The organism is Pantoea sp. A4 (assembly GCF_000295955.2).
GTDB lineage: Bacteria > Pseudomonadota > Gammaproteobacteria > Enterobacterales > Enterobacteriaceae > Pantoea > Pantoea multigeneris.
The window spans coordinates 1-26,605 of the sequence record NZ_ALXE01000051.1; the positions used below are offsets into that span (position 1 = coordinate 1).

The 26,605-nt window shown below is 54.3% G+C and carries 23 protein-coding genes; 11 read left to right on the forward strand and 12 right to left on the reverse strand.

Annotated features, from left to right (window positions below; genetic code table 11):
• The 4 genes from asr to rstA all read right to left on the reverse strand — a co-directional run.
• The coding region (gene asr / locus B880_RS0121040; RefSeq protein WP_017349442.1) for an acid resistance repetitive basic protein Asr at nucleotides 1-368 on the reverse strand (368 nt) is incomplete at its 3' end.
• Between the two features lie 570 nt (nucleotides 369-938).
• Nucleotides 939-2,426: a carboxypeptidase M32 gene (locus tag B880_RS0121045; protein WP_017349443.1), complete on the reverse strand. Its 1,488-nt coding sequence runs from the start codon at nucleotides 2,424-2,426 to the stop codon at nucleotides 939-941.
• Between the two features lie 21 nt (nucleotides 2,427-2,447).
• Nucleotides 2,448-3,749 (reverse strand): two-component system sensor histidine kinase RstB, encoded by a 1,302-nt coding sequence (rstB, locus tag B880_RS0121050; RefSeq protein WP_017349444.1) that lies wholly within the window; start codon nucleotides 3,747-3,749, stop codon nucleotides 2,448-2,450.
• The gene (gene rstA / locus B880_RS0121055; RefSeq protein WP_017349445.1) at nucleotides 3,746-4,477 is read right to left on the reverse strand and encodes a two-component system response regulator RstA; all 732 of its coding nucleotides are present in this window, start codon (nucleotides 4,475-4,477) and stop codon (nucleotides 3,746-3,748) included. The genes rstB and rstA overlap by 4 nt, the downstream gene beginning before the upstream one ends.
• 164 nt (nucleotides 4,478-4,641) lie before the next feature.
• On the opposite strand from rstA, the gene B880_RS0121060 reads away from it, so the two are divergent.
• On the forward strand, nucleotides 4,642-5,055 hold the full coding sequence (locus B880_RS0121060; protein WP_017349446.1) for a hypothetical protein: 414 nt from the start codon (nucleotides 4,642-4,644) through the stop codon (nucleotides 5,053-5,055).
• A gap of 37 nt (nucleotides 5,056-5,092) precedes the next feature.
• On the opposite strand, the gene ydgH is transcribed toward B880_RS0121060, so the two are convergent.
• Nucleotides 5,093-6,049 (reverse strand): DUF1471 family protein YdgH, encoded by a 957-nt coding sequence (gene ydgH, locus B880_RS0121065; protein WP_017349447.1) that lies wholly within the window; start codon nucleotides 6,047-6,049, stop codon nucleotides 5,093-5,095.
• Between the two features lie 537 nt (nucleotides 6,050-6,586).
• Between ydgH and pntA the strand changes: the two genes are divergently transcribed.
• Together pntA and pntB are read left to right on the forward strand one after the other, a co-directional pair.
• The gene (gene pntA / locus B880_RS0121070) at nucleotides 6,587-8,116 is read left to right on the forward strand and encodes a Re/Si-specific NAD(P)(+) transhydrogenase subunit alpha (protein ID WP_017349448.1); all 1,530 of its coding nucleotides are present in this window, start codon (nucleotides 6,587-6,589) and stop codon (nucleotides 8,114-8,116) included.
• A gap of 3 nt (nucleotides 8,117-8,119) precedes the next feature.
• Nucleotides 8,120-9,505, forward strand: a complete 1,386-nt coding sequence (pntB, locus tag B880_RS0121075; protein WP_017349449.1) for a Re/Si-specific NAD(P)(+) transhydrogenase subunit beta — start codon at nucleotides 8,120-8,122, stop codon at nucleotides 9,503-9,505.
• Between the two features lie 68 nt (nucleotides 9,506-9,573).
• On the opposite strand, the gene uspE is transcribed toward pntB, so the two are convergent.
• Nucleotides 9,574-10,521: a universal stress protein UspE gene (gene uspE / locus B880_RS0121080; protein WP_017349450.1), complete on the reverse strand. Its 948-nt coding sequence runs from the start codon at nucleotides 10,519-10,521 to the stop codon at nucleotides 9,574-9,576.
• Between the two features lie 119 nt (nucleotides 10,522-10,640).
• Nucleotides 10,641-11,393: an FNR family transcription factor gene (locus B880_RS0121085; RefSeq protein ID WP_017349451.1), complete on the reverse strand. Its 753-nt coding sequence runs from the start codon at nucleotides 11,391-11,393 to the stop codon at nucleotides 10,641-10,643.
• 146 nt (nucleotides 11,394-11,539) lie between these two features.
• On the opposite strand from B880_RS0121085, the gene smrA reads away from it, so the two are divergent.
• Nucleotides 11,540-12,112 (forward strand): DNA endonuclease SmrA, encoded by a 573-nt coding sequence (gene smrA / locus B880_RS0121090; RefSeq protein WP_017349452.1) that lies wholly within the window; start codon nucleotides 11,540-11,542, stop codon nucleotides 12,110-12,112.
• On the opposite strand, the gene B880_RS0121095 is transcribed toward smrA, so the two are convergent.
• The gene (locus B880_RS0121095; RefSeq protein ID WP_017349453.1) at nucleotides 12,109-13,029 is read right to left on the reverse strand and encodes a LysR substrate-binding domain-containing protein; all 921 of its coding nucleotides are present in this window, start codon (nucleotides 13,027-13,029) and stop codon (nucleotides 12,109-12,111) included. The two genes, smrA and B880_RS0121095, sit on opposite strands and share 4 nt — an antisense overlap.
• Nucleotides 13,030-13,350: 321 nt before the next feature.
• On the opposite strand from B880_RS0121095, the gene B880_RS0121100 reads away from it, so the two are divergent.
• Nucleotides 13,351-14,685 carry an MFS transporter gene (locus B880_RS0121100; RefSeq protein ID WP_017349454.1) on the forward strand — a complete coding sequence of 445 codons (1,335 nt, stop codon included), beginning with the start codon at nucleotides 13,351-13,353 and terminating at the stop codon, nucleotides 14,683-14,685.
• Between the two features lie 85 nt (nucleotides 14,686-14,770).
• Here B880_RS0121100 and B880_RS0121105 read toward each other — a convergent pair whose 3' ends face one another.
• Complete coding sequence (locus tag B880_RS0121105; RefSeq protein ID WP_017349455.1) at nucleotides 14,771-15,205, reverse strand: DoxX family protein; 435 nt, start codon at nucleotides 15,203-15,205, stop codon at nucleotides 14,771-14,773.
• A 193-nt stretch (nucleotides 15,206-15,398) separates the two neighbouring features.
• Between B880_RS0121105 and B880_RS0121110 the strand changes: the two genes are divergently transcribed.
• Complete coding sequence (locus B880_RS0121110) at nucleotides 15,399-16,931, forward strand: carboxylesterase/lipase family protein (RefSeq protein ID WP_017349456.1); 1,533 nt, start codon at nucleotides 15,399-15,401, stop codon at nucleotides 16,929-16,931.
• Here B880_RS0121110 and B880_RS0121115 read toward each other — a convergent pair.
• Complete coding sequence (locus B880_RS0121115) at nucleotides 16,866-17,768, reverse strand: LysR substrate-binding domain-containing protein (RefSeq protein ID WP_017349457.1); 903 nt, start codon at nucleotides 17,766-17,768, stop codon at nucleotides 16,866-16,868. The two genes, B880_RS0121110 and B880_RS0121115, sit on opposite strands and share 66 nt — an antisense overlap.
• Before the next feature lie 126 nt (nucleotides 17,769-17,894).
• Between B880_RS0121115 and B880_RS0121120 the strand changes: the two genes are divergently transcribed.
• Nucleotides 17,895-19,061: a methionine aminotransferase gene (locus tag B880_RS0121120; protein ID WP_017349458.1), complete on the forward strand. Its 1,167-nt coding sequence runs from the start codon at nucleotides 17,895-17,897 to the stop codon at nucleotides 19,059-19,061.
• 18 nt (nucleotides 19,062-19,079) lie between these two features.
• On the forward strand, nucleotides 19,080-19,859 hold the full coding sequence (locus B880_RS0121125; protein WP_017349459.1) for a transporter substrate-binding domain-containing protein: 780 nt from the start codon (nucleotides 19,080-19,082) through the stop codon (nucleotides 19,857-19,859).
• A gap of 7 nt (nucleotides 19,860-19,866) precedes the next feature.
• On the opposite strand, the gene B880_RS0121130 is transcribed toward B880_RS0121125, so the two are convergent.
• On the reverse strand, nucleotides 19,867-20,790 hold the full coding sequence (locus B880_RS0121130; RefSeq protein WP_017349460.1) for a LysR family transcriptional regulator: 924 nt from the start codon (nucleotides 20,788-20,790) through the stop codon (nucleotides 19,867-19,869).
• Nucleotides 20,791-20,937: 147 nt separating this feature from the next.
• Here B880_RS0121130 and B880_RS0121135 point away from each other — a divergent pair, with 147 nt between their 5' ends.
• Nucleotides 20,938-22,356 carry a M20 family metallopeptidase gene (locus B880_RS0121135; protein WP_017349461.1) on the forward strand — a complete coding sequence of 473 codons (1,419 nt, stop codon included), beginning with the start codon at nucleotides 20,938-20,940 and terminating at the stop codon, nucleotides 22,354-22,356.
• The gene (locus tag B880_RS0121140; RefSeq protein ID WP_017349462.1) at nucleotides 22,356-23,621 is read left to right on the forward strand and encodes an MFS transporter; all 1,266 of its coding nucleotides are present in this window, start codon (nucleotides 22,356-22,358) and stop codon (nucleotides 23,619-23,621) included. Before B880_RS0121135 ends, B880_RS0121140 begins: the two co-directional genes overlap by 1 nt.
• Before the next feature lie 37 nt (nucleotides 23,622-23,658).
• On the opposite strand, the gene aldA is transcribed toward B880_RS0121140, so the two are convergent.
• A complete protein-coding gene (gene aldA / locus B880_RS0121145) occupies nucleotides 23,659-25,095 on the reverse strand; it encodes an aldehyde dehydrogenase (protein ID WP_017349463.1) in 1,437 nt (478 codons plus the stop codon).
• A 415-nt stretch (nucleotides 25,096-25,510) separates the two neighbouring features.
• On the opposite strand from aldA, the gene rhaT reads away from it, so the two are divergent.
• The gene (gene rhaT / locus B880_RS0121155) at nucleotides 25,511-26,545 is read left to right on the forward strand and encodes an L-rhamnose/proton symporter RhaT (protein ID WP_017349465.1); all 1,035 of its coding nucleotides are present in this window, start codon (nucleotides 25,511-25,513) and stop codon (nucleotides 26,543-26,545) included.
• The last annotated feature ends 60 nt before the right edge of the window (nucleotides 26,546-26,605 follow it).

The following is a 26,605-nucleotide window of genomic DNA, read 5'->3' on the forward strand; positions in this document are numbered from 1 at the left end:
GCCTGAGCTTTCTGAGCTACAGCTTTCTTCGCTTTGTGGTGTTTTTTAGCAGCCTGAGCTTTCTGAGCTACCGCTTTTTTCGCTTTGTGGTGTTTTTTAGCAGCCTGAGCCTTCTGAGCTACAGCAGCTTTTTTCGCTTTTTTGTGTTTCTTAGCAGCCTGAGCTTTCTGAGCTACTGCTTTTTTCTTCGCTTTAGCTTTATGGTGAGTCGCTTTAGCTTTGTGAGTTGCTTTAGCAGCTGGAGCAGCAGCGGCTGGAGCAGCAGCAGGGGTAGTGGTGGTAGCTGGAGCCGCAGTGGTGTCAGCTGCGAACGCAACAGAAGACAGACCCATAGCAGCGGCGATCACCAGTGCAAATAATTTTTTCATTGCAAATTCCTCGAGCTTTTATCATCAATTAGCCCACTGCGGGGCCGGTGATAAGACTATATGTAATCGAAAGAAAGCTTTCCGTGGGTCTTTGGTATCGGCGTGTAACCGAATGTACAACGGGAATGTACGAAAGGATAAAGTGCCTGACTCCGGCGTTTCTGACGTGAGTCAATGGCGGCTTAGCCGAAATCACATATACTTTCGATCAGCAATCGAAATCTGATGTAAGTGTGGGACCCAACCCTTTGGTCAGCACTCCGTCTTTATAACCGATGCTGCAGATTCTGCCTTGGAAGAGGAAGAAGGTGTCAGGCCTATCGTCACACCTGATTCGACTGAAAATGCACAACGTCGGGCTGTCCACAGCGGTGTGGGTGAGAATAGCCCTCACCGCACGCTGCGTAACGGGTGGAGACCGCTGACGTCAATCGACCGATCAGATTTTGATCTTCGTCCCGGGGAGTGCGTTGAGTACAGTTTCAATCTTACCCGCAGTGGTCAAGAAACAACCAGGAGAGGAAGGGGCCGAATACCGGCTGACCAACGCACTAATCAAACGCTGTCACTTCAAGCCTGCAAATAGCGGCGCTCCAGGTGGCGACGGAAGCAGGAGGTATCCAGCGTATTGCCGGTGGCGTTACGTAATAGCTGGTCAGTTGGGAAGCGGCTGCCATGCTGCCAGATATTCTGCTGCAGCCAGTCAAATACTGCGTCTAGCTCACCCTGTACCAGCAGATCGCGCAACTGTGGGATCGCCAACTCAACTGACTGGAACAGCTGTGCTGCGTAGATAGCCCCCAGGGTATAAGTCGGGAAGTAACCAAAGGCACCGTCGGTCCAGTGAATATCCTGCATCGGGCCATCGCGATAGTTACCGCGAGTATCCAGCCCCAATGACTGCTGCATCTTCTCATCCCACAGCGCCGGAATATCCTCGACTTCGATCTCACCTTCAATCAGCGCGCGTTCAATCTCATAACGCAAAATCACATGTGCCGGATAACTCAGCTCATCGGCGTCGACGCGAATAAAGCCCGGTTTCACCTGTTGGGTCAGCCGAATGAAATTCTCCGTTTCCAGTGCGGGTTGTGCCCCTAAAAGCCGGGTCACCTGCGGCAGAATGAACTGTAGAAACTCACGGCTGCGCCCCAGTTGCATCTCCATGAACAGACTTTGCGACTCGTGTACGGCCGTGGAACGCGCCAGCGCAACAGGTTGTCCGCGCCAGGTCTTAGGCAAATTTTGTTCGTAACGCGCATGGCCGGTTTCATGAATCACGCCCATCATCGCACTCAGGAAGTGGTCATCTTTATAGCGGGTGGTAATGCGGACATCTTCAGGCACACCGCCGCAGAAGGGATGGGCACTCACGTCCAGACGACCGTGCTGGAAATCAAACCCCAGCGTCTTCATGATACTCAGACCAAGATCGCGCTGAGCTTCGATCGCAAAGGGGCCTTGCGGTTGCACCAGCGGATGCTGTGATTGCTTCGCCACCACGCGTTGCAGCAAATCCGGCAGCCAGCTTTTCAGTTCGCCAAAAGTGATATCCAGTTTGGCACTGGTCATGCCTGGCTCAAACAGATCGAGCAGGGCATCGTAACGTGACGTCCCGTTGGCTTCCGCACGCAACTGGGCTTCTTCACGGCTCAAACGCACCACGTCTTTTAGATTGGCCGCAAAACCCTGCCAGTCATTAGCGGGGCGCTGTTGACGCCAGGCGTGTTCGCAGCGCGAGCCAGCAATGGATTTTGCTTCCACCAGACTGGCGGGTAGCAGCGTTGCCTGCTGCCAGGCACGCTTCATCTCATAGAGGTTAGCGCGCTCAATATCGTTCAGGTCTTCCTGTGCGGCCGCTTCCAGCCACTGACCCAGTTTGCTGTCCGTCAACAGTTCATGTTGAAGCACGCTCAGCTCAGCCAGTGCTTCACCACGTGCCTGACTGCCACCGGGCGCCATCATGGTATGCATATCCCAACCGGCAATAGCACCCAGATGGGCAAAACGAGAAATACGCTGAAAACGTGCAGCAAGTTGCTGATAAGCAGACGTCACAAAACACTCCTTGTAAAACAGTTAACGAGACGGGCCTTCCCGCAAGGGTAAAACAACCGGCCAGCAAAAGCGAACACAGGCACCACCCAGCGGGCTGCCTTCAATCAATACTTCACCGCCCAACGCCTGAGCAATGGAATGGACGATGGCCAGGCCCAGACCACAGCCGCCGGTCGCGCGATCGCGGCTGGGATCTAAACGGACAAAGGGTTCAAATACCCGCTGGCGCTCTTCCGGCGGAATACCTGGGCCATCATCTTCCACTTGCAGGCTGCCCATGTTGCCATCAAACCACAGGCTTACGCGCAGCTGCTGGTTCGCATAACGCATGGCGTTATTGACCAGATTATCCAGCACGCGCTCCATCAAACGAATATCCGCCATACCCCGGTTCTGATGTTGTGGGATATGCACATCGAACTGCTTATCAGGATTTAAGGCGCGAACATCTTCGAGGTGCACGCGCAGCCATTCAGCCAGGTCAAAGGATTGCAAGTTGAGATCGACCCGAGGCCGGTCGAGGCGGGCATACGTGAGCAACTCTTCGATCAGGCTCTCAAGCTGACCGATGTCACGGTTTAAGGCCACCGACTCATCGGGCGTCAGGTTATCACTCATCTCCAGCCGATAGCGAAGGCGTACCAACGGCGTACGTAGCTCATGAGCTATCCCGTCAATCAGCTGTTTCTTACTGGCGACCAGCGTATTGATATTGTCGGCCATCTGGTTAAACGCCACCCCAAGGCGGAACAGGCTGGAGGTATTATCAAAATGGGTTCTCACATCCAACTCGCCACGGCCAAAGCGCTGGGCGGCTTTCTCCAGCCGGAGCATCTCCTTCCAGTGCGGTCGCATCCAGATAAACACCGGCAGCGCCAGAGACATGCCAATAAAAGCCAGCAGGGAGATATCCAGAATGCGCATCTGGTGCAGATAAAACAGATAGGGAATGGGACCCACCGACAGGACATAGTGACTGCGGGGAATACGCTGAAGAAACGTGTACTGATCGTCCAGCGCGACAATACCGCCAGCCGCGAGGCGTCGCATATCTGGCTCATCAAGTTCATATTTGCTCATGGGCTCGATATGCAGATCAAACGAGAGGTTCAGATCGAGGCTCTTGATGGTTTTATTCCAGTCGCGCGGCGGGATCTCGCGCAACTCGCTGCGCATTAAAAACAGTGAGCTGGCCATCAAATCGTTCATGGACTGGCGACCCGCGCGCTCGGCGGTGAATTTATACACCAGCCCGACCAGCAGGGTCATCACCAAAAAACAGACGAACAGCAACAGGTAGAACTGGATAAAGAGTTTTCTCATACCGAGCGGGTGTCCCAGGCCTGTGGAGCGAAGAGATAACCTTTGTTGCGTATCGTTTTGATACGGAACGGCTCCGTGGCACTGTCATGCAGCTTTTTGCGCAGGCGCGAAATGGCCACGTCAATACTGCGATCCATACCATCATAGCTAACGCCACGCAGGGTTTTCAGCAGTGCGTCACGGTTCAGAATTTGCCCGGCATGGATAGCCAGCTCCCACAGCAGATCAAAATCTGCGGTGGAGAGGGCAATTTGTTCCTCAAACAGCGTGACCTGGCGGTTTAACGCATCAATACTCAGGGAACCGAAACGCAGCATGCGCTGCTGTTGCGGTTGTGAGGTCACTGGCGCATCTTCAGCCCCCCCGCTCTGTGCCTGACGCAAGTGTAGACGTAAGCGTGCCAGCAGCACGGCGGGTGGCGTGGTCTTCAGAATATAATCATTGGCACCCATTTCCAGCGCCAAAATGTGGTTCATATCGCTGTCCAGCGAGGTCAACAGGACGATGGGACCTTGCCAGTGGCTGCGCAAATCGCGGCACAGTGTCATGCCATCTTTACCCGGCAACATGATATCCAGCATCACTAACTCAGGCTGCACGCGGGCGATCACTTCTTCAGCGCGATCGCCACGGGTTTCCACCACAACCTCAATGTCATGGCGCCCGAGGTATGCGGCAATCAGTTCGCCTACTTCAGGCTCATCTTCTACAAAAACTATTTTATTCATCGTGCGCTTTCAGCATGGCTGGGGCGGCGAATGCACAATCAGTGTGCTCACCGCACGAAATATCCTTATGTCACTGGTATCTAACCGGCAAACTGTGCCATCATTACGACTGCGTTTTTCTACGCAGGATTCGGAATCGTAATAACCCCAGGAGGAGTGCGAGGGTGTCTGATAAAGAACTGGCTGCTGCCAGATACAGTGACCGCATTTGCTTCAATTATAGTGATTTTCTCTCCGCATCTTGTAAAAAACGCTGGAGTTTTGTCGATGCCATCTACGGCGTCCTTCCCATCTTTGGCATGGTGACGCGCAAATCTGCGAGCAGTGTACAGCCTGGCAACGACCCGCTTAAAGAATTAGCATTACAAATCATTTCAACTCAGGTCAGCGATGAGATCAATATCGCCCGCCTGATCACGCTGGCAGAGCAACAGCAGATTCGCCAGTTTGAAATCCAGTTGCCATATCCCCTGTCCGATCAGCAGCTCACCGCTATTCAGCATGAATACCGCAAACCGGTAGAGTTAAAGCAACTCGACGATCTGTTGCAGGTATCACTGCCTTCTGCTGCCCATTGAGCAACAAGTAACAGGGCGACCGAAGCCGCCCAAACGCTTATTTAAACAGATCAGCTGAAACGGTCAGGTTGCCGCCGCTCTGGTTTTGCCACTGACGGGTGACGTGGTAGAACTTCGCCCCTTTATCGGCTGCGCGTTTTGCCACTTCTTCCGAAATCTCGGTTGGCGTACCGAAGTGACCGGTAAAGGTTACGCTATCAAACGGCTGCATCTGTGCTGCGGTGATTGCGCTCACTTCCTGAATTTTGGTGCCGTTTGGTAAGGTTACAGTGTAACGCTGACCGTTAGAGCTTTGCGTTTCAAAGAAACGGCCCACTTTGTTGCTTGGCGTATCGGAAGAGGCGACGCCTGGGATTTCGACTTTCTTCGCTTCTGCACCACCGGCGGCCAGGGCTGCTTTACCTGCCGCTGAATCTGCGGGGATCAGGTCAGAATTCTGCACCACACGCTGTTTCGCATCGGCTTTGTACACATAAGCCGTAACAAACTGGTTGCCACCATTGTTGGCATCAATCTGACGTACGATGAAGAACATGTCTGCGCCTTTCTCTTTAGCGGCTTTAGAGATGGCATCGGTCACATCTGGCTGGCTAGCGAAGAACCCGCTGACAGAAACGGTATCAAACGGTTCCAGACGATAAGCCTGGGCTTTTGGTAGCTCTTTCACGCCGTTGAAGCTGCGCAGGGTGGTGTCTGGCGTTGATTTCGGCGCATCTGCTTTATAGATATCCGCAGTCACACGCCAGTTGCCGCTGTTACCGTTGCTGTCGTTAATGCCCTGAATATAGAAAGAAGCGGCACCTTGGGCATCAGCTTGTTTAGATACGGCGTCAGCTGCATCGGCAATCGAGTTAAAACGACCGGTGATATTAATACGTTGGAATGGTTGTAACTCGGCCGCTCTTTGTGGCGTCAGTTCCTGAGCAGCAAACGCATGTGCTGACAGCAGGGATAAGAGGGTAGTCGACGCCAAAAGGGTGTTCTTGAGCTTCATAAAAATAATCCTTCGCCTTGCGCAAAATGGAGTACGAATACGTGCCGAACTCTGGTTGTATGAACGGTCAGCCGCCGATTATTGCATGTAATAAACCAACTGTCTCAGCCAATTTATGCGATACAGGACAGCAATTTAGCGCAATTTTTCATGCTGCTGTCATGTGTGTCTGTTATGGCTTTTTTTTAAACTAATTACCACTAATTCCGGTAATGCTTATTAATTAATCGGTTAACATATTGTTAAATAAAGGTTTTTAATGGCACTAAATGCTCGGTGACACGATTTTGCATAGTGAATTATTCCCTTTACCCTTCAAAATGCAGTGGCAAAGTGCGCTATTTGACATTTGTGCGTGAATAATGGCGCGAATGTCATAAGTAAGGCCTATGTATGTAGATCCAGCCACATATTTTCAGTAGGTTATAAATACTTCGAAACAAGTGCACTACGCGCCAGTTAGCCTGAATCTGAATTCGGGCCGGGCGCGTCTTGCGATCTAATGGCCATCATCCTTAACCGATGAAAGGGAACACTATGTTAATTGGAATACCCAAAGAGCGGCTGGGCAACGAGTCTCGCGTGGCAGCCACGCCAAAGACCGTTGAGCAGCTGATCAAGCTGGGGTTCAGCGTCACTATCGAGCATGACGCCGGACAGCGCGCCAGCTTTGATGATGCAAGCTATGTTGCAGCGGGTGCCACGCTGAGCGAGCGCCAGCAGGTTTGGCAGTCTGATATTGTCATGAAAGTGAATGCACCGGATGACGAAGAAGTAGAACTGACCCGTGCAGGCTCCACCGTAGTCAGCTTTATCTGGCCTGCGCAGAATCCTCAGTTATTAGAGAAACTGGCGGCACGCAACGTCACGGTCATGGCGATGGACGCTGTGCCGCGTATTTCCCGTGCACAGTCGCTGGATGCCCTGAGTTCGATGGCGAACATCGCGGGTTACCGTGCAATTGTGGAAGCGGCCCACGAGTTCGGACGCTTCTTTACCGGACAGATCACTGCGGCAGGTAAAGTACCCCCGGCGAAGGTGGTGATTATTGGTGCCGGTGTTGCGGGCCTTGCGGCTATCGGTGCTGCGGGTAGCCTGGGTGCTATCGTGCGTGCGTTCGATACCCGTCCTGAAGTGAAAGAACAGGTGCAGAGTATGGGCGCCGAGTTCCTTGAACTGGACTTCGAAGAAGAAGCAGGCAGCGGCGACGGCTATGCCAAAGTGATGTCACCTGCCTTTATCAAGGCAGAAATGGAACTGTTTGCCGCCCAGGCAAAAGAAGTGGACATCATCGTCACCACGGCTTTGATTCCAGGTAAACCGGCACCGAAACTGATCACGGCCGAAATGGTCGCCAGCATGAAACCCGGCAGCGTGATTGTTGACCTGGCCGCGGCAACCGGCGGTAACTGTGAACTGACCGTGGCCGATCAGGTCACATTGACCGACAACGGCGTAAAAATCATCGGTTATACCGACCTGCCAAGCCGCCTGGCAACGCAGTCTTCCCAGCTTTACGGCACCAACCTCGTCAACCTGATGAAGCTGCTGTGCAAAGAGAAGAACGGCGAGATCGTGGTGGACTTTGAAGATGTGGTAGTACGCGGGGTTACCGTCATTCGTGAAGGTGAAGTTACCTGGCCTGCGCCACCGATTCAGGTTTCTGCTGCGCCAAAAGCCGCTGCTGCGGCCCAGCCGGTGAAAAAGGAAGAAGCTAAGCCGACTTCACCATGGCGCAAATACCTGCTGTTGGCACTGGTTGTGGTGCTGTTTGCTTGTCTGGCGAATGTCGCGCCGCCTGAGTTCCTGTCGCACTTTACCGTGTTCGCGCTCTCCTGCGTGGTGGGTTACTACGTGGTGTGGAACGTCAGCCATGCTCTGCATACCCCGCTGATGTCGGTCACCAATGCTATTTCCGGCATTATTGTGGTCGGGGCGGTATTGCAGATGGGGCACGGTGGCTGGGTCACGGTACTGGCTTTCTTCGCTGTGCTGATCGCCAGCATCAATATCTTTGGCGGCTTCACCGTCACTCAGCGTATGCTGAAAATGTTTCGTAAGGGGTAACACATGTCTGGCGGATTAGTGACTGCAGCATACATTGTTGCCGCAATTCTGTTTATTTTTAGCCTTGCGGGTCTCTCGAAGCATGAGACCTCCAAACAGGGCAATATCTTTGGTGTCAGCGGGATGGCAATTGCGCTGCTGGCCACCATTTTTGGCCCGCACAGCAGTAACGTTGCCTGGATTCTGCTGGCGATGGTGATTGGTGGTGCGATTGGTGTCCGCCTGGCGAAGAAAGTCGAAATGACCGAAATGCCAGAGCTGGTGGCAATCCTGCACAGCTTTGTGGGTCTGGCGGCGGTGCTGGTTGGCTTTAACAGCTACATTGACCACGCGCCGGGTCTTGCGCCGGTGATGGAAAACATCCATCTGACAGAAGTGTTCCTTGGCATCTTCATTGGTGCAGTGACCTTCAGTGGTTCACTGGTCGCTTACGGCAAACTGTGTGGCAAAATCTCCTCAAAAGCACTGATGCTGCCACATCGCCACAAGCTGAACCTGCTGGCGCTGGTTGTCTCTTTCCTGTTGTTGCTGTGGTTCGTGAACACGGCTAGCACCGGTGCGCAGGTCTTTGCACTGCTGTTGATGACGGTGATTGCGCTGGCATTTGGCTGGCATCTGGTGGCCTCTATCGGCGGTGCTGATATGCCGGTTGTGGTTTCCATGCTGAATTCCTACTCGGGTTGGGCAGCGGCGGCCGCAGGCTTTATGCTGAACAACGATCTGCTGATCGTAACCGGTGCATTAGTCGGTTCCAGCGGTGCGATCCTCTCTTACATCATGTGTAAAGCGATGAACCGCTCGTTCATCAGCGTTATTGCCGGTGGTTTTGGTACTGACGTGAGCGTGGGCGGCGAAGAAGAGACCGGTGAACACCGTGAGATCACCGCTGAAGAGACCGCAGAGATGCTGAAGAACTCCACGTCGGTCATCATCACCCCAGGCTACGGCATGGCGGTAGCGCAGGCGCAGTATCCGGTGGCGGAAATCACCGATAAACTGCGTGCACGCGGTATTAAAGTTCGCTTTGGTATCCACCCGGTGGCGGGTCGTTTACCGGGCCACATGAACGTCCTGTTGGCAGAAGCGAAAGTGCCCTATGACGTGGTGCTGGAGATGGATGAAATCAACGACGATTTCACCGACACCGACACCGTGCTGGTTATCGGCGCGAACGACACCGTGAACCCGGCGGCCCAGGAAGATCCACGCAGCCCAATCGCTGGTATGCCGGTGCTGGAAGTGTGGAAAGCGCAGAACGTGATTGTCTTCAAACGTTCAATGAACACCGGCTACGCTGGCGTACAAAACCCGCTGTTCTTTAAAGAGAACACCCAGATGCTGTTTGGCGATGCCAAAGCCAGCGTTGAAGGGATTTTGAAAGCGCTGTAATCCTTCTGTGAATAAAAAAACCCGAGCACATTACGTACTCGGGTTTTTTTTTAACTTGCAGCCAGGCGTTACTCTTCCTGTGCTGGCAATATTACCGGGGAAACAAAATCATCCGGTTTAATCGCCAGTAGGTCACAACGCAGGTGATCAATCACCTGTTCTGCGGTATTGCCCAGGAAAGCGGCAGAAAGTCCGGTTCGACCGATGGTACCCAGCACTACCACCCCGGCATCAAGGTGTGAGGCCAGATCGGGAATCACCTCTTCGGGCAAGCCTTTCGCCACGTGGGTAAACTCTTCCCCAATGCCAAACTTTTGTCGCAGGGCCTTCATCGCCACCAGATGCTGGCCGCGAATGGCATCGTTATACACCGAAGGATCAAAGTCGGGTAATTCAATGGCGATATTAATTGGGGTGATAGGATAAGCGCCGACCAGATGCACCTCAGTGTGATTAACCATCTCAGCGAGCACGCTGGTTTCCTGGATCAGTTTTTGATTCAACGCGTTGTGGTGTGGCTCTTCACTGGCTAAGTTCACCGCCACCAGGGCTTTACCGCCCTCTGGCCAGGGCTGATCTTTCACCATCCAGACCGGGCAGGGGCATTTACGCAGCAAGTGCCAGTCCGTCGGGGTAAATATCACCGCTTCCAGCCGGTCATGCTGGTGAGCCATCTTCAGGACTAAATCGTGATTGTTCTGCAGCACCTCATGAATAATCGCTTCATAGGGGCGATTGTGCCAGACCACTTTGATCTCAATTTCCACACCGGCTTCAATATAGGCGTGCGCCTGTTGGCGGATCCACTCGGTGCGTTGGCTAATAACACCCTGGCGCATTGAGGTGCGCTCATCAGGGGAAAGCAGGGTAGTCATTTCATAAGAGAAGTCATAGACCGGAAGATAGGCCTTAATCTTGCCGCCGATGCGCTGATTAAGATAAACCGCACGGCGCAAGGCCGGTTGATCATCCTGCTGGGCGTCGATGACGACCAGGATATTTTGGTAACGGGACATCTGAGACTCTCCTTAAACCAAAGCGGATTTGGTTTAAAGATAGCGCAGGAAATGCCACGGCAGAAGCAAAAAGATATTGCCGGATCAATAAAATATGGGTTTTTTGATCCGGGTAAAGCTTACATAGCGCAGTGATGTTGGCCGGCTAGCTCAGACAGACCTACCGGCTCTTCCACGGTGATGTATTTGCCTTTTACTGCCAGCAACCCGCTCTTCTGAAAGCGGCCCAGCAGTCGGCTGATGGTCTCTACGGTCAAACCGAGATAGTTACCGATATCACCTCGGGTCATGGTCAGACGGAACTCACGCTGTGAGAAACCCCGTTGGCCATGGCGACGGGCGAGATTCCAGATAAAGGCCGCAAGGCGCTCTTCCGCGTTTTTGCGCGAGAGCAGCAACATCATTTCCTGATCGCTTTTAATTTCACCGCTCATCAAACGCAAAATTTGCTGCCGCAGTGCAGGCATTTTACCGGCCAGTTCATCCAGCGTTTCAAACGGGATTTCGCACACCATGGCGGTTTCCAGCGCCTGGGCAAACCCTGGGTGGGTACGATCGACGATGGCATCAAAGCCAACTAAATCGCCTGCGAGGTGGAAACCCGTAATCTGCTCATCACCTTGCTCAGTAATGGTATAACTTTTAATGGTACCGGCACGAATGGCAAACAGCGATTTCAGCTCATCACCGGCCTGAAATAAGGTATGGCCTTTCTGAATCGGTTTTTTACGCTCAATGATATTATCCAGCTGATCCAATTCGCTGTTATTAAGCGTGAAAGGAATACATAACTGGCTGATGCTGCAATCCTGACAGTGGATAGTGCAGCTACCGCCGGTAGAATTACGGTTAACGGAGGTTTTAAGGATCATAATTTAGGGGTCCAGTAGGCAAAACTGACTTAGAGAATTTTATCATTTTCGGGGGTGGGGAACAAACGACTATAGGTTAACATTGACACATTTAATCAATATCCAGTCATATATCCCATTAATTGGCTATAAAAGCGGGGAAAAGCATGAATGAGTTTGATGAAGACGCACTGTTTCGCGAGGCAATGAATGATGTTAGCCCGCTAAAAGATGCGACCACCACGTTGTGGCTCAAAGCTCCCTCAACCCGTCCGCCTAAACAGCAAGATGCTGATCAACCAGACGAAAATTTTCTTACGCGCGGATTTCTTGACGTCATTCCCTTGACGACAAAACTGGAATGGAAAGCAGAAGGTATTCAGCAGGGCGTGTTAGACAAGCTGCGCAAAGGGGAGTATCGCCTTGATGCCAGCCTGAATCTGTTACGCCAGCCGGTAGAAACCTGTCGTCAGGCTTTATTCAGTTTTATCCGCGAATCTCAGCGACAAGGATTACGAAATTTACTGATTATTCATGGCAAAGGGCGTGAAAATGAGTCACATGCCAATATTGTGCGAAGTTATCTGGCGCGCTGGTTAGCTGAATTTAGCGAGGTGCAAACCTTTGCCACCGCGCAGCGGCAGCATGGTGGCGAGGGCGCGTTGTATGTTGGGTTGCGTAAAAGTGAAGCGGCACGGGTCGAAAACTGGGAACGCCATGCTCGCCGCCAGCAGCGTTAACTGCTGGATTTACGAATCGTGGAAATGAGCATTTCCGCGGTCAGGCTCAGGGTGTTGCCATGACGGGTAATAATGCCAATGGGCTCGCCGGGGCCTGGCGATGTGATCGGCAGGGCGCACAGCGCATTGTGGTCGAGATCCTCTTTTATTGAGCCGGAAGGCACAAACCACACATAGTCATAGCGCAGTGCCAATTGACGAGCGAGGGAGGTGGACGAGGTTTCCACACAGTTGCGCGGCAGTCGGCACTCCTGCTCATCCAACATTTGTTGAGCAATACGACGTGGGGCTGTGCCCTCAGGGGATATAACCACGGGCCATTGCATGGCGCGTGAAAGCGTGACGTTGTCACTGAGTAGCGGGTGTTCAGGCCGCACCACCAGCTTAAGCGACTCCAGATAAAGCAGCTCGTAGTTCAGGCCTGCCATCATTTCGCTGTCGGCCATGCGGCCAATACAGAGATCAAATTCGCCCGCTTTTAGCCCTGCCAGCAGTACGTTGTTGTGTAACGTGGCGACCTGAATGGTGGTATTGGGTTGCTGTTCGTGAAAGCGATCAAGGATTTGCGGCAGCATCCCCATGGCGGCGGTGGTCAGCGCACCAAGGCGGATGACCAGGGGGCGATCGTTGACGGGCAGCGCAAGGCTTTGTCCGGCGTGGTTTAACGCATCCAGGACTTTTACCGCATGAATCAGAAACTGCTCACCCAGGGTGGTCAGTTGAGCACCTAATCTGCCACGTTCAAACAGGCGTGCACCGGCCAGATCTTCCAGCTCATTAAGGGTTTTAGACAGGGCCGGTTGGCTGAGATTCAGGGTCTCTGCCGCACGACCCAACGTACCTTGCTGCGCCACTGCAACGAATGTATGAAGATGACGCAAGCGAATGCGCTGATTGAAAAGGATATTTTTATTCATAGTTCCAGGTTACGGCGAATCAGCCAATGAGGCAAACAGATTTAAAGGATTGTGTTAACTTGATTGCAAAACCTCATTAACATAGTCATCCTCGCGCTGTTCTGGCAACTAACTTAATGAAAAAAAAGAAAATGGCCAAAAAATGTAGTGTAGTCAGTGGATTATAACCTTATGTCCATTATGGATTTAGCGCCATGCTGGCGCACTTCACGTAAAATCCAGCAAAAAATCCCACCCATATTGTTAACGATCGGCTATCATAGCAGCCGTTTTTTTTACAAAAACTGATATCTCTGTAGAGCCAGTTTAAGGAGTTCCGTAGTGACCAGCGCCGAGGCGATAGATGTCCGCCAGTTAATCAACCAGGGTTCGTTGAGCCTCTGGCAAAAAAGGCTCATCTTTCTGGGTTTTGTGGTGGTGGCGCTGGACGGTATGGATATTGCCCTGATGGGCTTTATTGCACCGACACTGCGTGCGACCTGGGGAGCAAGTACCCATCAACTCGGCATGATCATGAGTGCTGCATTGGTTGGACTGGCGCTGGGTGCGATGGTCGCAGGCCCGCTGGCAGACCGCTATGGTCGCCGCGTGATGATTCTCCTGAGTGTTCTGTTTTTCGGCTTCTGGACCCTGGTCACCTCAATGGCGCAAACGCCAGAACAGATGATGGTACTGCGTTTCCTGACCGGGCTGGGGCTGGGGGCGGCGATGCCGAATGTGGGGACGCTAGTGTCAGAGTATGCGCCCGAGCGGCGGCGTGCGTTTATCATTACCGTAGTATTTTGCGGCTTCACCTTCGGGGCGGCAACGGGGGGGCTGACCGCCTCCTGGCTGCTTTCAAAATACTCCTGGCACGCCGTGATGCTCATGGGCGGAGGGTTGTCCCTGAGTATGCTACCGTTTCTCATTCTTGGATTGCCAGAGTCCGTACGTTTCCTGATTCATCGCCGTGCGCCCGCGCAGCGTATCCACGCTATTTTCGAACGTATGCAGCCCGGTGCCACACAACCCGACTCGGCCTTCCACCAGGACGATCCGGCGGTGCAGCCGCAAGGGGCAATAAGCACCGTACTCTCGCCACGCTATCTGTTTGGCAGCCTGATGTTATGGGGCAGCTATTTTATGGCGCTATTTTTGGTCTATCTGATTGGCAGCTGGTTGCCTTCCCTGATGCATAACCTCGGTATGACCGTGGTGGAAGCGGCGATCATCACCGCCATGTATCAGGCGGGCGGCACTTTCGGTTCGTTGTTTGCGGGCTGGCTGATGGACCGAATCAATGAAAATCTGGCGCTGGCGATAATTTACCTCAGTGGTGCGATAGGTATTGTGATCCTGGGTTTTAGCCCGCCGGAGGTCATGACGATGAGTATTATCGCCTTCTGTTGCGGCTTCTGCTTTAACGGCGCCAATACCGGAATGAATGCACTCTCCGCCAGTTTCTACCCGACACACGCCCGGGCAACCGGTTCGAGTTGGATGCACGGTATCGGGCGCATTGGCGCCATTCTTAGTGCCCTGGTCGGCGCGGAAATGCTTTCCCTGGGCTGGTCAATCAGCACCATTTTCCTGCTGCTGTCGATCCCTGCCTTACTGACGAGCGTGATGTTGATGCTGAAAAGCCATTTTAGCGGAAAACGCCAGTCTCAGGCTTAAGTCCTGAAGGCGGTACAGTAGGCATAAAAAAGCCGGTCTGATGACGCGCCACCTGAGCAGCGTTTCATCAAGACCGGCTTTGTATTTATTGCAGGCGCATATCGCGCACTAAAGTGTATTTTCCTGCTCCAAGCAGCAGGATGGTCAGCGCACCTGACAGGTAAAACGCTTCCGTTTCCAGCGCCCAGGCTCCGACATCAGTGCGATCCCAGAAGGCGCCAGTTTTTACCAGCAACGTAGCCACGATCAGATTGATGGCGATAATCAGCGCCGCAGGGCGCGTCATCAATCCGACAATAACCATTACCGGCGCTACAACTTCCCCGATGTAAGCACCGTATGCGATGAAACCCGGTAACCCTCTAACCGCCAGCAAATGCGCTATCCAGCCAACACCATGAATGATTTTGGCCTCGCCATGGAACAGCAACAGTCCACCGACGGTCAACCTCAGCAGCAATTTGCCGAGGTCGGGGTGATCGCCGAGGCGACCTAAAAGCTGATTAATGCCGCTAAACATAACCACAGCTCCTCATACCGAGTTGGTAAGGTAAATTTAAGTAAAAATCACCCAAATGAATATTCAAAATATTTGATGTAATCGTTCAACCCTACTGCAGCAAATTTGATGGCTGCTTTTACCCTGTACAATAAATGGACATTCCGATTTTTCCGGGTGAATAATGCAGTGAGCATAAAGCAGGGAGCCTGCAATGAAAAATCAACAGCGTCTGAATATCACCACTGTCGAAGGTGAGTTGTCTGGAGTGATTGAAGGTGGCAGCTTTGTTTTTCGCGGCATTCCCTACGCTGCGCCCCCCGTGGGGCCATTGCGCTGGCGCGCGCCGCAACGGCTGGCACCCTGGGCGCAACCCCGTGACGCCACGCGGTTCGCGCCGGGTGCTTTGCAAAGTCGTCAGATGTGTATTGATGCCGCTGGCGGCGATCCGGGCACGCTGAGCGAAGATTGCTTGTATCTCAACGTCTGGACCCCGGACCCTGAACCCATGCGGCCACTGCCGGTGATGGTGTGGCTACATGGCGGTGGTTTTCGCATTGGTGCCGGGCATCTCCCCCCTTATGACGGCCAGGCGCTGGCACAACGCGGTGCGGTGGTGGTCACGCTTAATTATCGCCTTGGTCATCTGGGATTTTTTGCTCACCCGGCGCTGGATGCGGAACAGGGGGAGGTTCCCGTCACCAATTTTGCGCTGCTGGATCAGCTGGCAGCCCTGCAATGGGTACAGCGCAATATTCAGGCTTTTGGTGGCGATCGTGACAACGTGACGCTATTTGGCGAATCTGCCGGTGCGCAGAGTACGCTGGCCTTGTGCTGTTCACCGCTGGCGACGGGGCTGTTTCACAAAGCGATTGTGCAGAGTGCTTATGCGCTGCCTGAGGCCAGCGGTGACAGACTGCGCAGTATCGGCCTGAAAGTGGCCCAGCACCTTGGCTTATGCGCGGATGCCAGCATGGAGCAATTACGTGCAATCCCGGCGGAAGCTTTTTGGCCGCTGGACCGGCGCTACACGCACGGCCCGGTGCCGGTGTGGGGCGACAGCGTGCTGCCGCAGCCGATTATGAAAACGTTTCTACGCGGTAAGCAGCAGCGCATTCCGTTGATGATTGGCAGCACCAGCGATGAAGCCAGCGTGCTGGACTTCTTTGGCACTTCACCCCATAAGATGCTGAGCAGTCTGATCCCCGAAAAGCACCTTGGCTGGCGCGTATTACGCTGGATGTACGATATCCATGACACGATACGCCTGTCCCGCGAGGCGACGCGCGATATCGCATTTACCCTGATGCCGTGGATGCTGGCCCACGCCCAGCACAGCATTGGTATGCCGTGCTGGCGCTACTGGTTTGATTATGTTTCGGAAAACACGCGGGATATCAGCCCGAATGGCACCTGGCACGGCAGTGATGTGCCTTACGTTTTTCACACGCTGGGAGTTTTGAGCTGGCTGGATGCTGCCCGCCCAGCCACGGCACAAGACGCTGAATTTGCCGATCGGGTGTGTGACTACTGGTTTAACTTTGCCCGCTACACCAGCGAATATAGCCATGTCATTGAGGGAAGCTGCCTCTGGCCGCAGTGGCGTCCGGGGCAGGACATCACGCTGTCGTTAGGCTGTAAGGGGCAAGGGCAGATTCTGCTGAAGCACAATTTTATGCGCTCAAGACTGCGTGTGTTTCGTCTGGTGGCTGCCCATCTCGCTCGCAAACCCCGGCGACGGCGCTGACTGCGCCAGCCAGGCAACAACCTCTGCCAGTGCCGGATGCGCACTGGTGCCTTTCCGTTGCAGCAAGCTGTAGCTGGCACCGGTTTTCACCACCAGCGGAAACGGTGCAACCAGGCGGCCGCTGCGTAGCTCTGATGCCGCCAGCGTGGTATCGGCTACCGTGATGCCAAAACCCTGCAACGCCGCGCCGATGGCTAAATCCATGGTGGCAAAGTGCTGGTTGCGCGCCATGGTCAGGGAGAGATGCTGCTCAGCTAACCACAGTTGCCAGTCACGTTTATCCTGAGTGGGATGCAAAAAAGTCATACGTTCTAACGCTTCTGGCTGCGTTGGGCGGGGCAAGTCTGGCGACATCACCGGTGTGATCTGCTCTTCGAACAGCACCGTTGCCTGCGACTGCGCTTTGCCATACACCATGGCGGCGTCAAAATTTTCCAGCTGAGACACATGTTCCAGGGTGGTAGTGAGTTCAACGTGAATATCGGGCCGCTGCTGCTCTAATGCCACCAGACAGGGTAGCAGCCAGCGCAGCGCGCAGGTGGGGGCTTTGAGACGCACCGCGTCCTGACGGCGGCTGGCTTTTTGCGCCGCGCTGAGCAGTAAATCATAGCCCTGCTGCCATTCCGGGAGTAATGCTTTGCCTTGTGGTGTCAGCCGCAGGCCGCGCGCGTGGCGTTCAAACAGCGCAAAACCCAGCCATGCCTCCAGCGCGGCAATTTTCCGGCTTACCGCTCCTTGAGTGATATGCAGCTCAAGGGCCGCGTGGGTCAGATTCAGATGACGGGCCGTCACAAGAAAAGCATGAATACCGTTGAGTGGCAGGGCGCTTCGGGACATCACAACCTCAAGCTATGCGTTTTAGTCATGGCTATTATGACAACAATTCGCTTGTGGACTCAAGGCTGGCTGCGTTGAATAGAAACCTGTTATCGCTGAGTTGTTATGCGCTTTTCTGGAGAACCTATGTCCCTGATTACCCCTGTGCACGTTACCTCAAAGTTGCCGGATGTCGGCACCACGATTTTTAGTGTGATCGGACAGCTTTCGGCGCAGCACCGCGCGATTAACCTGTCACAAGGCGCGCCCAATTTCCCCTGCGATCCACAACTGGTCGCCAGCGTTGCAGCGGCGATGCAACAGGGGCATAACCAGTACGCACCAATGACCGGCCTTCCTGCGCTGAAGCAGGCGCTGGCTGATAAAGTGCAGCAACTTTATGGCCGCAGCTATGATGTCGATAGTGAAGTGTTGATCTCCGGCAGTGCCAGCCAGGGCCTCTACATGGCGATTGCCGCACTGGTTCATCAGGGTGATGAGGTGATTTTCTTCGAACCCTCTTTTGACAGCTACGCCCCGATAGTACGGTTGCACGGCGGCGTGCCGGTGGGTTTGAAGCTGGAACAGCCAGACTTTGCCATTAACTGGGATCAGGTGCAGGCGACTATCACCCCACGTACGCGCATGATCATCATCAATACCCCGCACAACCCCAGCGGACAAATATTGACCCAGGCCGATCTCGACCAACTGGCGCGTCTGACGCGCAACACCAATATTGTGGTGTTGTCAGATGAAGTCTATGAACATATTGTGTTTGATGGTCATACTCACTGCGGTATGGCGGGGCATGAGGAGCTGGCGCAGCGTAGCGTGATCGTCTCCTCGTTCGGTAAAACCTTCCATGTGACGGGCTGGCGTGTCGGCTATTGCCTGGCACCGGTTGAACTGATGAACGAGCTGGTAAAAGTTCACCAGTTTATGATGTTCTCCGCCGATACCCCGATGCAGGTGGGCTTTGCGCAGTATCTGCAAAATCCACAACACTATCTCGGTCTGTCGGCGTTTTATCAGCAAAAGCGCGATCGCCTGCGTGAAATGCTGCAAAATTCACCGTTTAAATTGCTGCCCAGCGCTGGTGCTTTCTTTCTGTTGGCCAGTTATGCACACTTCAGCGACGAGAGTGACAGTGACATGGTTAAACGCCTGATTGTTGATCACGGGGTTGCCACCATTCCACTCTCCGCTTTTTATACAGACGGTACTGACAATAAATTAATACGTCTCTCATTTGCTAAAGACGACGCCACTCTGCAAGCCGGTGCGGAAGCACTGTGTAAAGTGACAGGTTAAAACTCAGGGGTAAAACGAATGAAAAAACTGAATGCTCTGCTGATCGGATTAGGTCTGTTAACGTCGGTTCAGGCGTTGGCGGAAGGCACGCTGCGTTATGGTCTGGAATCACAGTATGCGCCGTTTGAAAGCCGCAACGCCCATGGCGATCTGGAAGGGTTTGATATCGATGTGGGTAACGCAATTTGTAAGGCTGCGCAGCTGAAGTGTAGCTGGGTTGAGAGCAGCTTTGATGCCCTGATCCCGGCGTTGCAGGCGAAGAAATTCGATGCGATTAACTCGGCGATGAACATCACCGAAGCGCGTGCGAAAAATGTGCTGTTCACGAAGCCCATTTATGCCATCCCAACCATGTTAGTGGCGAAGCAGGGTGAAAACTTGCAGCCAACGGCCGCCGCGCTGAAAGGGAAAAATATCGGGGTTCTGCAAGGCTCGATCCAGGAAACCTATGCGAAAAAACATTGGGAACCGCAGGGTGTGACCATCACCTCTTATCAGGATCAAAACCAGGTCTACAACGATCTCGTCGCGGGGCGTCTGGATGCCACGTTGGTGATGTCAGCTTCCGGCCAGGAAGGTTTCCTGAATAAGCCACAGGGCAAAGGCTTTGCTTTCGCAGGTGGCCCGTTGAATGATGATCCAGAGGTACTGGGCGTGGGTATCGGTTTTGGTCTGCGTAAAGGCGATACCGAGCTGAAACAAAAGCTGGATACGGCGATTAACCAAATCCAGCAGGATGGCACAGTGACTAAACTGGCAGCGAAATACTTCCCTGGCATCAACGTCGGTGTGAAATAAGCCTAAGCTACGCCAGCCAGCGCTGGCGTAGTTCATTCTCGGTTGCGGATAAACGTTGCTGCAAAAAAGCCAGCAACAGCGTCAGCGCCGCACTCTGCTTCCTTCCTGATAACGTTTGCAGTTGCAGCGTACGATGACTCAGCTGTTCAATCCCCATTGGTCGCATAATCAGCGCATAATCGCGCGTCTCTTGCGCGACGGTGAACGCACTGCAAATCGTTACCGCTTCTGGCGTGTGCAACAGGAAATGAAACAGCGTAGAGAAGTTTTCGCAGGTAAACACCGGCTCCAGCGTACAGCCTCGCATTTGACAAGAGAGATCAAACAACTGGCGCACGGTCGTAAACTGCTCGGGCAGCGCCAGAGGATAACGGCTGAGTGCTTCCAGTGAGAACTCGCCCTGGGCCAGAGGGTGGTGCTGATGCATCAAAAGTAAAACAGGGGCCTGCCAGGCACCGGCCACTTCAACGCCCCGTTCGGGATTCAGGCTAAACTGCAACGCCAAATCACACTCACCGGTGCGAATCCGCTCTGCCACGCCCTGTGGATTACTGACCTTGACGATAATCTGTACCGCCGGATTCTGCTGACGAAACTCGGCCAGCAGGGTGGGCAGCAGGCTAAACGCTAACCCATCGGTGCAGGCAATACGGATCACGCTACGCCGCACGGCGGTCAGGCCTTTAATCTCTGCCAGCGCATACTCCATATCCATCTGACTTTTTCGCACCTGATGCGCAAAAATCTCACCGGCTTCATTCAGCACCATACCGCGCGCGTGGCGATCAAACAGCGGCATCCCCACCTGGGCTTCCAGCCGTTGGATCTGACGGCTAATGGCGGAAACGGCGACAAACAGCTGTTCACTGGCCGCGCTCAACGATCCCGCATTTGCCACGGCCAGAAAATAGCGGATTTCACTGCTTAGCATCGGACTGCCTCATTTTAGTGCATGCCTCGTTTATGGGCAGCTTAGATTTGCTTTTAAAGCAAATGACCAGAGATAAATTGATAATTGTAGCAAAGCCATAATGCAGCAATAGTAGGGGGACAACAACACTAAATAAGATCCGCAAACATGACTGAACAACAGGCCGTAGCTCAGGCGATTGAGTACTTTGACAGTGGGGAATTTCAACAGCAGCTGGCGCGTCGCGTCGCCTGCGTTACTGAAAGCCAACGTCAGGATCGTGATGCTGAACTGCATCACTATCTGCATCAGGAGATCGCCCCGCAGCTGGAGGCGATGGGGTTTAACCTGCATTACATCGAAAATACGGTTGCTGCCAATCGCCCATTCCTGGTCGCTACCCGTATCGAAGAAAGCCATTATCCCACCATGCTGTGCTATGGCCACGGCGATGTGGTCTTTGGTGATGATGAAAACTGGCGTGCAGACCTCAATCCGTGGCAGTTAAAGGAAGAGGGTGACCGCTGGTACGGTCGTGGTGCCGCCGATAACAAAGGCCAGCACTGCGTCAACCTTGCTGCGCTGGAACAGGTGTTTAAAGCTCGCGGCGGCAAGCTCGGTTTTAACTGCAAAATTCTGTTCGAGATGGGGGAAGAGATAAGCTCCCCAGGTCTGGCTGAAGTGTGCCAGCAGCAGCAAGAACTGCTGCAAGCGGATCTGTTTATCGCCTCCGACGGCCCGCGTCTGAACGCTGAACGTCCAACGCTGTTCCTGGGATCGCGCGGTGCAGCGAATTTCCGTCTGCGCATTCGCGCGCGTGACAATGCCTATCACTCAGGTAACTGGGGCGGGTTGCTGAGCAATCCGGGGACGCAGCTCGCCAATGCCATTGCCTGTCTGGTGAATCAGCACGGCGTGATGCAGGTTGAAGCCCTTAAGCCAACGTCACTGACGCCAGCGGTCCGCGAAATTCTTGGTGATGTCGAGCCAGGCGGAATGCCGGGCGATCCTACCATTGATTTTAGCTGGGGCGAGCCAGGGCTCACCACCGCTGAGCGCCTGTATGGCTGGAACACCATGGAAGTGCTGGCGTATGAAACCGGCAATCCACAGCGCCCAATGAATGCTATTCCGGCAGAGGCGATGGCGGTGTGCCAGCTGCGTTTTGTGGTCGGCACTGACTGGAAAAACCTGGCGACACACGTCGAGGCGCATCTGCGTGCGCATGGCTTTGATAACGTCGAGGTGGAGTTTATGCGTGGATCGCCCGCTACCCGCCTCGATCCTACCGATCCGCTGGTGCACTGGGTGTTAGACACGCTGGCGCAAAGCAGTGACAAGAAACCGGCGTTGTTGCCGAACCTCGGCGGCTCGCTGCCCAATGAAGTGTTCTCCGATATTCTGGGGCTGCCGACGCTGTGGGTACCGCACTCCTATCCCGCTTGTGGTCAGCACGGCGTGAATGAGCATATGTTGAAGTCGATTGCGCGCGAAGGCTTACAAATCATGACGCGCCTGTTCTGGCAGTTGGGCGAGCAGGGTGAAGCGCTGATCGCTGCACACCGTGCACACAAGGAGGCGCGCTGATGAGCACCTTAGCCCAACCTTTGGCACCGACGCGGCCCAGTTTATACAAAACGCTGTTTGCCACCTGCGTGGGTAACGCGCTGGAGTGGTTTGATATTGCGGTTTATGCCTTTTTTGCCAGCTATATTGCCCGCACGTTTTTCCCGACGACCGATCCTTCGGTTTCGCTGCTGCTGGCGTTTGGTAGCTTTGGGATTTCATTCCTGATCCGTCCACTGGGCGCGATTGTCCTCGGGCATTACGCCGACAAACACGGGCGTAAAAAAGCCCTGCTGCTCTCCATCAACCTGATGATGCTGGGCGGCGCGATGATCACCCTGATGCCAGGCTACGCCACGCTTGGCCTGGCTGCGCCGCTGCTGATTCTGGTCGCACGTCTGATTCAGGGCTTTTCGGCCGGTGGTGAGTTTGGTAGCTCGACGGCATTCCTGGTCGAACACTTCCCGGAGCGTCGTGCCTTTATTGCCAGTTGGCAGTTCGCGACGCAGGGGGCCAGTACCTTGATGGCTTCCGCCTTTGGCTTTGGCTTGTTGCAGGTGATGAGTGATGCGGATCTGCTGGCATGGGGCTGGCGCATTCCGTTTGCCTTTGGCCTGCTGATTGGCCCACTGGGACTGTATATTCGTCGCCATGTCCATGAGTCTGAGACCTATAAAAGTGAAGTAAAAGAGAGCGCACCGCTGAAGACGCTGTTTGGCCGACAGAAAGCGCTGGTGTTCATTGCTATCGGGCTGATGGTGATCTCGACAGCGGTGAACTACATGCTCAACTATGTGCCGACGTATGCCACCAAAAGCCTGCATCTATCAGGCTCCGTTGGGTTTGGTGCCACCCTGCTAGGGGGCGTCATTCTGACCGTGGTCACGCCGATCATGGGGCTGTGTGCGGAGCGCGTGGGCCGCCTGCCGCTGATGTGGGGCTCACTGCTGCTGTTGCTGGTCTCTATCTATCCGGCTTTTCACTGGGTGGTGGGTAACCCTTCAGCATTTTCTCTGATGGTACTGGTGGGGTGGTTAGCGTTGTTGAAGTCCATTTACTTCGCCACGGTGCCTTCGGTGATGGCGGATCTGTTCCCGGTAGAGACGCGCGCGAGTGGCATGGCCATCAGCTATAACATTGCCGTGACGGTGTTTGGTGGCTTTGCGCCGCTGATCTGTACCTTGCTGATTCAGGCGACCGGCACCAGCCTGGCACCGGGTTACTACCTGATGGCGGTGGCGCTGTTGAGTGGGATTGCCCTGTTGCGCAGCCGTAAGTACCTGTAAATCAGTGGCTGCCGCCGAGCCAGGCGGCAGCACTGTGTTAACCGAATTGCAGATAGGCAACGTGGGTTTGCAGATACTCTTCCAGCCCATGACGGCCATCTGCGCCGCCAATCCCGGATTTACGCCAGCCCGCGTGGAAGCCCTGCATGGCTTCAAAGTTCTCACGGTTGACGTAAGTTTCGCCAAATTTGAGCTGACGTAGCGCAATCATCGCACTGTTGAGATTTTGCGTATAAACAGAAGACGTCAGACCGTATTCGCAGTCATTCGCCAGAGCAATCGCCTCCTCTAACGAATCCACCGCCATCACGGGCAGTACCGGGCCGAAGATCTCCTCCTGCATGATCTCCATCTCCTGACGCACATCGGTCAGCACGGTGGGTTCAAAGAAGAACCCCTGCGTGCCGACGCGTTTGCCGCCGAGAATCACCCTGGCCCCTTGTGCCTGCGCCGCAGCAACTTTCTGTTCCACCCGTTGCAGCGCGGCGGCGCTGATCAGCGGCCCCATATCAATCTCACTCTCTTCAGCCGGGTTGCCAAAACGGACCTGCTGCATGGCCGCGGAAAGGGCACTGATAAAGCGCGGGTAGATGCCGCGTTGGACATACACCCGCTCTGCACAGTTACATACCTGCCCGGTATTGATGACGCGTGAGCTGACGATAGCCTTTATCGCCAGGTCAAGATCGGCATCATCCAACACGATAGCCGGCGCTTTCCCCCCCAGTTCCAGCGAAACTTTGGTGACGTTTTGTGCCGCCGCCGCCATGGTGGCCTGACCGGCTCCGACGCTGCCGGTCAGGCTGACCATGCCCACTTTCGGGTTAGCGGCCAGCTCATGGCCCACTTCGGCACTATAGCCATAGACGAAATTGATTACCCCAGCCGGTAAGCCAATCTGTTGAATCACTTCAGCAAACAGTTGCGCGTTGTTTGGCGTCAGTTCGCTGGGTTTAATCACAATGGTATTGCCGGTCACCAGTGCCGGTGCGGCCTTACGGGCGATGAGAAAGAACGGGAAGTTCCACGGCAAAATGCCGGTGGTGACGCCGATGGCTTTTTTAAACACAAAGATATTTTCATTCGGGCGGTCGCTGTTAATGATTTCGCCTTCATAGCGGCGTGCCCAACCCGCCATATAGTCGAGATAGTCGGCGGTAAACAGCACTTCGGTCTGGGCCAGCGCCTGCGTTTTTCCGCCTTCTGCCACGATAGTGGCGCTGATTTCACTGGCACGCTGACGGATCCCCGCAGCAATTTTTTGCAGCCAGATGCCGCGTTGCTGGGCGGGCAAGGCTTCCCATGCAGGCTGTGCTTGTTCCGCCGCTGAGATCGCAACCTGGGCCTGATACGCGCTGCCCTGAGGGATACGCGAAATCAGCGTTTCTGTTGCGGGGTTGATGACTTCAATCCATTTGTCATTTTCGCCACTGACAAACTGGCCGTTAATGTAGTGCTGCAGGTGCTGGGTCATGGCAAATCTCCACGGTGCTGGGTTTGTTAATCCGGTTTAGCGTGGCGCAGCGGGTGCTTTGCTGCCTTTGTCTGGGTGCCAGTGCGCCGGGCAGTTTGGCAGCCATCCGTCATTTGACGTGATGGGCTTTGCATTCAGCAGGTTTTGTCGTGAAAACGGCCATCGGCTTTGTGCGAGCGCACACAGTAGGCGTGATAAAAACATGAATAATAAGGCACTTATCTGCGCTAATGGCCCATGCGGCTGAGATAGTTGAATTTGTGATCGCGCAGCAGGCGAGTCACCAGATTTTGCCACAGCAACCGGGTTCCCGGCAGCCATTCAAAGGCTGAGCGATTCCTGAGCAACGTAGACTGCCTGCGATATCGGGAGAGCTGCACTCTCCTGTGGGCCGCAATCTGACGAAGGAATAACAATGAACAGTGCCATTCTTGCAGGTATCTTCTGGCATTTGGTGGGGGCGGCCAGTGCCGCCTGTTTTTATGCCCCTTTTAAACAGGTCAAACGCTGGTCATGGGAAACCATGTGGTCGGTGGGCGGTGTCATGTCGTGGCTGATTTTACCCTGGGCGGTCAGTGCCACGCTGTTACCGGATTTTTGGGCCTATTACAGCAGCTTTAGTCTTGCGCAGCTGTTACCGGTGTTCCTGTTTGGCGCGATGTGGGGTGTCGGCAATATTAACTACGGTTTGACCATGCGCTACCTCGGCATGTCGATGGGGATTGGTATTGCCATCGGCGTGACGCTGGTGGTGGGGACGCTGATGACGCCGCTGTTACAGGGGCGTTTTGCCGAGCTGTTTGCTTCAACCGGCGGACGTTTAACGCTGTTGGGTGTACTGGTCGCCCTGATTGGCGTCGGTATCGTGACCCGTGCCGGGCTGTTAAAAGAGCGCGCGCTGGGGATCAACGCGCAGGAGTTTAATCTGAAGAAGGGACTGGTGCTGGCGGTGATCTGCGGCATTTTCTCCGCCGGGATGTCATTTGCCATGGATGCGGCGAAGCCGATGCATGAGGCGGCTGCGCAATTAGGCATTAATCCGCTGTATGTGGCGCTGCCTAGCTATGTGGTGATCATGGGCGGCGGTGCAGTGGTGAATCTGGCGTACTGTTTCTTCCGTCTCGCCACCCGACCTGAGCTTTCGGTACGTCAGGACTTCTCCGTGGCTCGTCCGCTGTTGCTGGCCAACGTGGCGTTTGCCGTGCTGGGTGGCACCATGTGGTATCTGCAGTTCTTCTTCTATGCCTGGGGCCACGCCAAAATCCCGGCGCAGTACGATTTTGTCAGTTGGATGCTGCACATGAGCCTGTATGTGTTGTGCGGCGGCCTGGTCGGCTTAGTAATGAAAGAGTGGAAAGCGGTGGGACGCCGTCCCGTGGGGGTGCTGTCAATTGGCTGTGTGGTGATTATCATCGCGGCCAATATCGTGGGCCTGGGAATGGCGAACTGATCGACCTGACAACAGCGTGCCAGCCGCAGGGGCAGAATGCAGGGCTGGCCGATGTAAAGT

Excerpts from the sequence above, each read along its gene's own strand:
- B880_RS0121085 (WP_017349451.1), bottom strand. The coding sequence starts at position 11,393 with ATGATCCTTAAAACCTCCGTTAACCGTAATTCTACCGGCGGTAGCTGC.
- B880_RS0121120 (WP_017349458.1), top strand. The coding sequence starts at position 17,895 with ATGTCCCTGATTACCCCTGTGCACGTTACCTCAAAGTTGCCGGATGTC.
- B880_RS0121105 (WP_017349455.1), bottom strand. The coding sequence starts at position 15,205 with ATGTTTAGCGGCATTAATCAGCTTTTAGGTCGCCTCGGCGATCACCCC.
- rstA (WP_017349445.1), bottom strand. The coding sequence starts at position 4,477 with ATGAATAAAATAGTTTTTGTAGAAGATGAGCCTGAAGTAGGCGAACTG.
- rstB (WP_017349444.1), bottom strand. The coding sequence starts at position 3,749 with ATGAGAAAACTCTTTATCCAGTTCTACCTGTTGCTGTTCGTCTGTTTT.
- B880_RS0121110 (WP_017349456.1), top strand. The coding sequence starts at position 15,399 with ATGAAAAATCAACAGCGTCTGAATATCACCACTGTCGAAGGTGAGTTG.
- uspE (WP_017349450.1), bottom strand. The coding sequence starts at position 10,521 with ATGTCCCGTTACCAAAATATCCTGGTCGTCATCGACGCCCAGCAGGAT.
- aldA (WP_017349463.1), bottom strand. The coding sequence starts at position 25,095 with ATGACCCAGCACCTGCAGCACTACATTAACGGCCAGTTTGTCAGTGGC.
- rhaT (WP_017349465.1), top strand. The coding sequence starts at position 25,511 with ATGAACAGTGCCATTCTTGCAGGTATCTTCTGGCATTTGGTGGGGGCG.
- B880_RS0121140 (WP_017349462.1), top strand. The coding sequence starts at position 22,356 with ATGAGCACCTTAGCCCAACCTTTGGCACCGACGCGGCCCAGTTTATAC.
- pntB (WP_017349449.1), top strand. The coding sequence starts at position 8,120 with ATGTCTGGCGGATTAGTGACTGCAGCATACATTGTTGCCGCAATTCTG.
- B880_RS0121125 (WP_017349459.1), top strand. The coding sequence starts at position 19,080 with ATGAAAAAACTGAATGCTCTGCTGATCGGATTAGGTCTGTTAACGTCG.
- B880_RS0121130 (WP_017349460.1), bottom strand. The coding sequence starts at position 20,790 with ATGCTAAGCAGTGAAATCCGCTATTTTCTGGCCGTGGCAAATGCGGGA.
- B880_RS0121115 (WP_017349457.1), bottom strand. The coding sequence starts at position 17,768 with ATGTCCCGAAGCGCCCTGCCACTCAACGGTATTCATGCTTTTCTTGTG.
- B880_RS0121095 (WP_017349453.1), bottom strand. The coding sequence starts at position 13,029 with ATGAATAAAAATATCCTTTTCAATCAGCGCATTCGCTTGCGTCATCTT.
- smrA (WP_017349452.1), top strand. The coding sequence starts at position 11,540 with ATGAATGAGTTTGATGAAGACGCACTGTTTCGCGAGGCAATGAATGAT.
- B880_RS0121135 (WP_017349461.1), top strand. The coding sequence starts at position 20,938 with ATGACTGAACAACAGGCCGTAGCTCAGGCGATTGAGTACTTTGACAGT.
- pntA (WP_017349448.1), top strand. The coding sequence starts at position 6,587 with ATGTTAATTGGAATACCCAAAGAGCGGCTGGGCAACGAGTCTCGCGTG.
- ydgH (WP_017349447.1), bottom strand. The coding sequence starts at position 6,049 with ATGAAGCTCAAGAACACCCTTTTGGCGTCGACTACCCTCTTATCCCTG.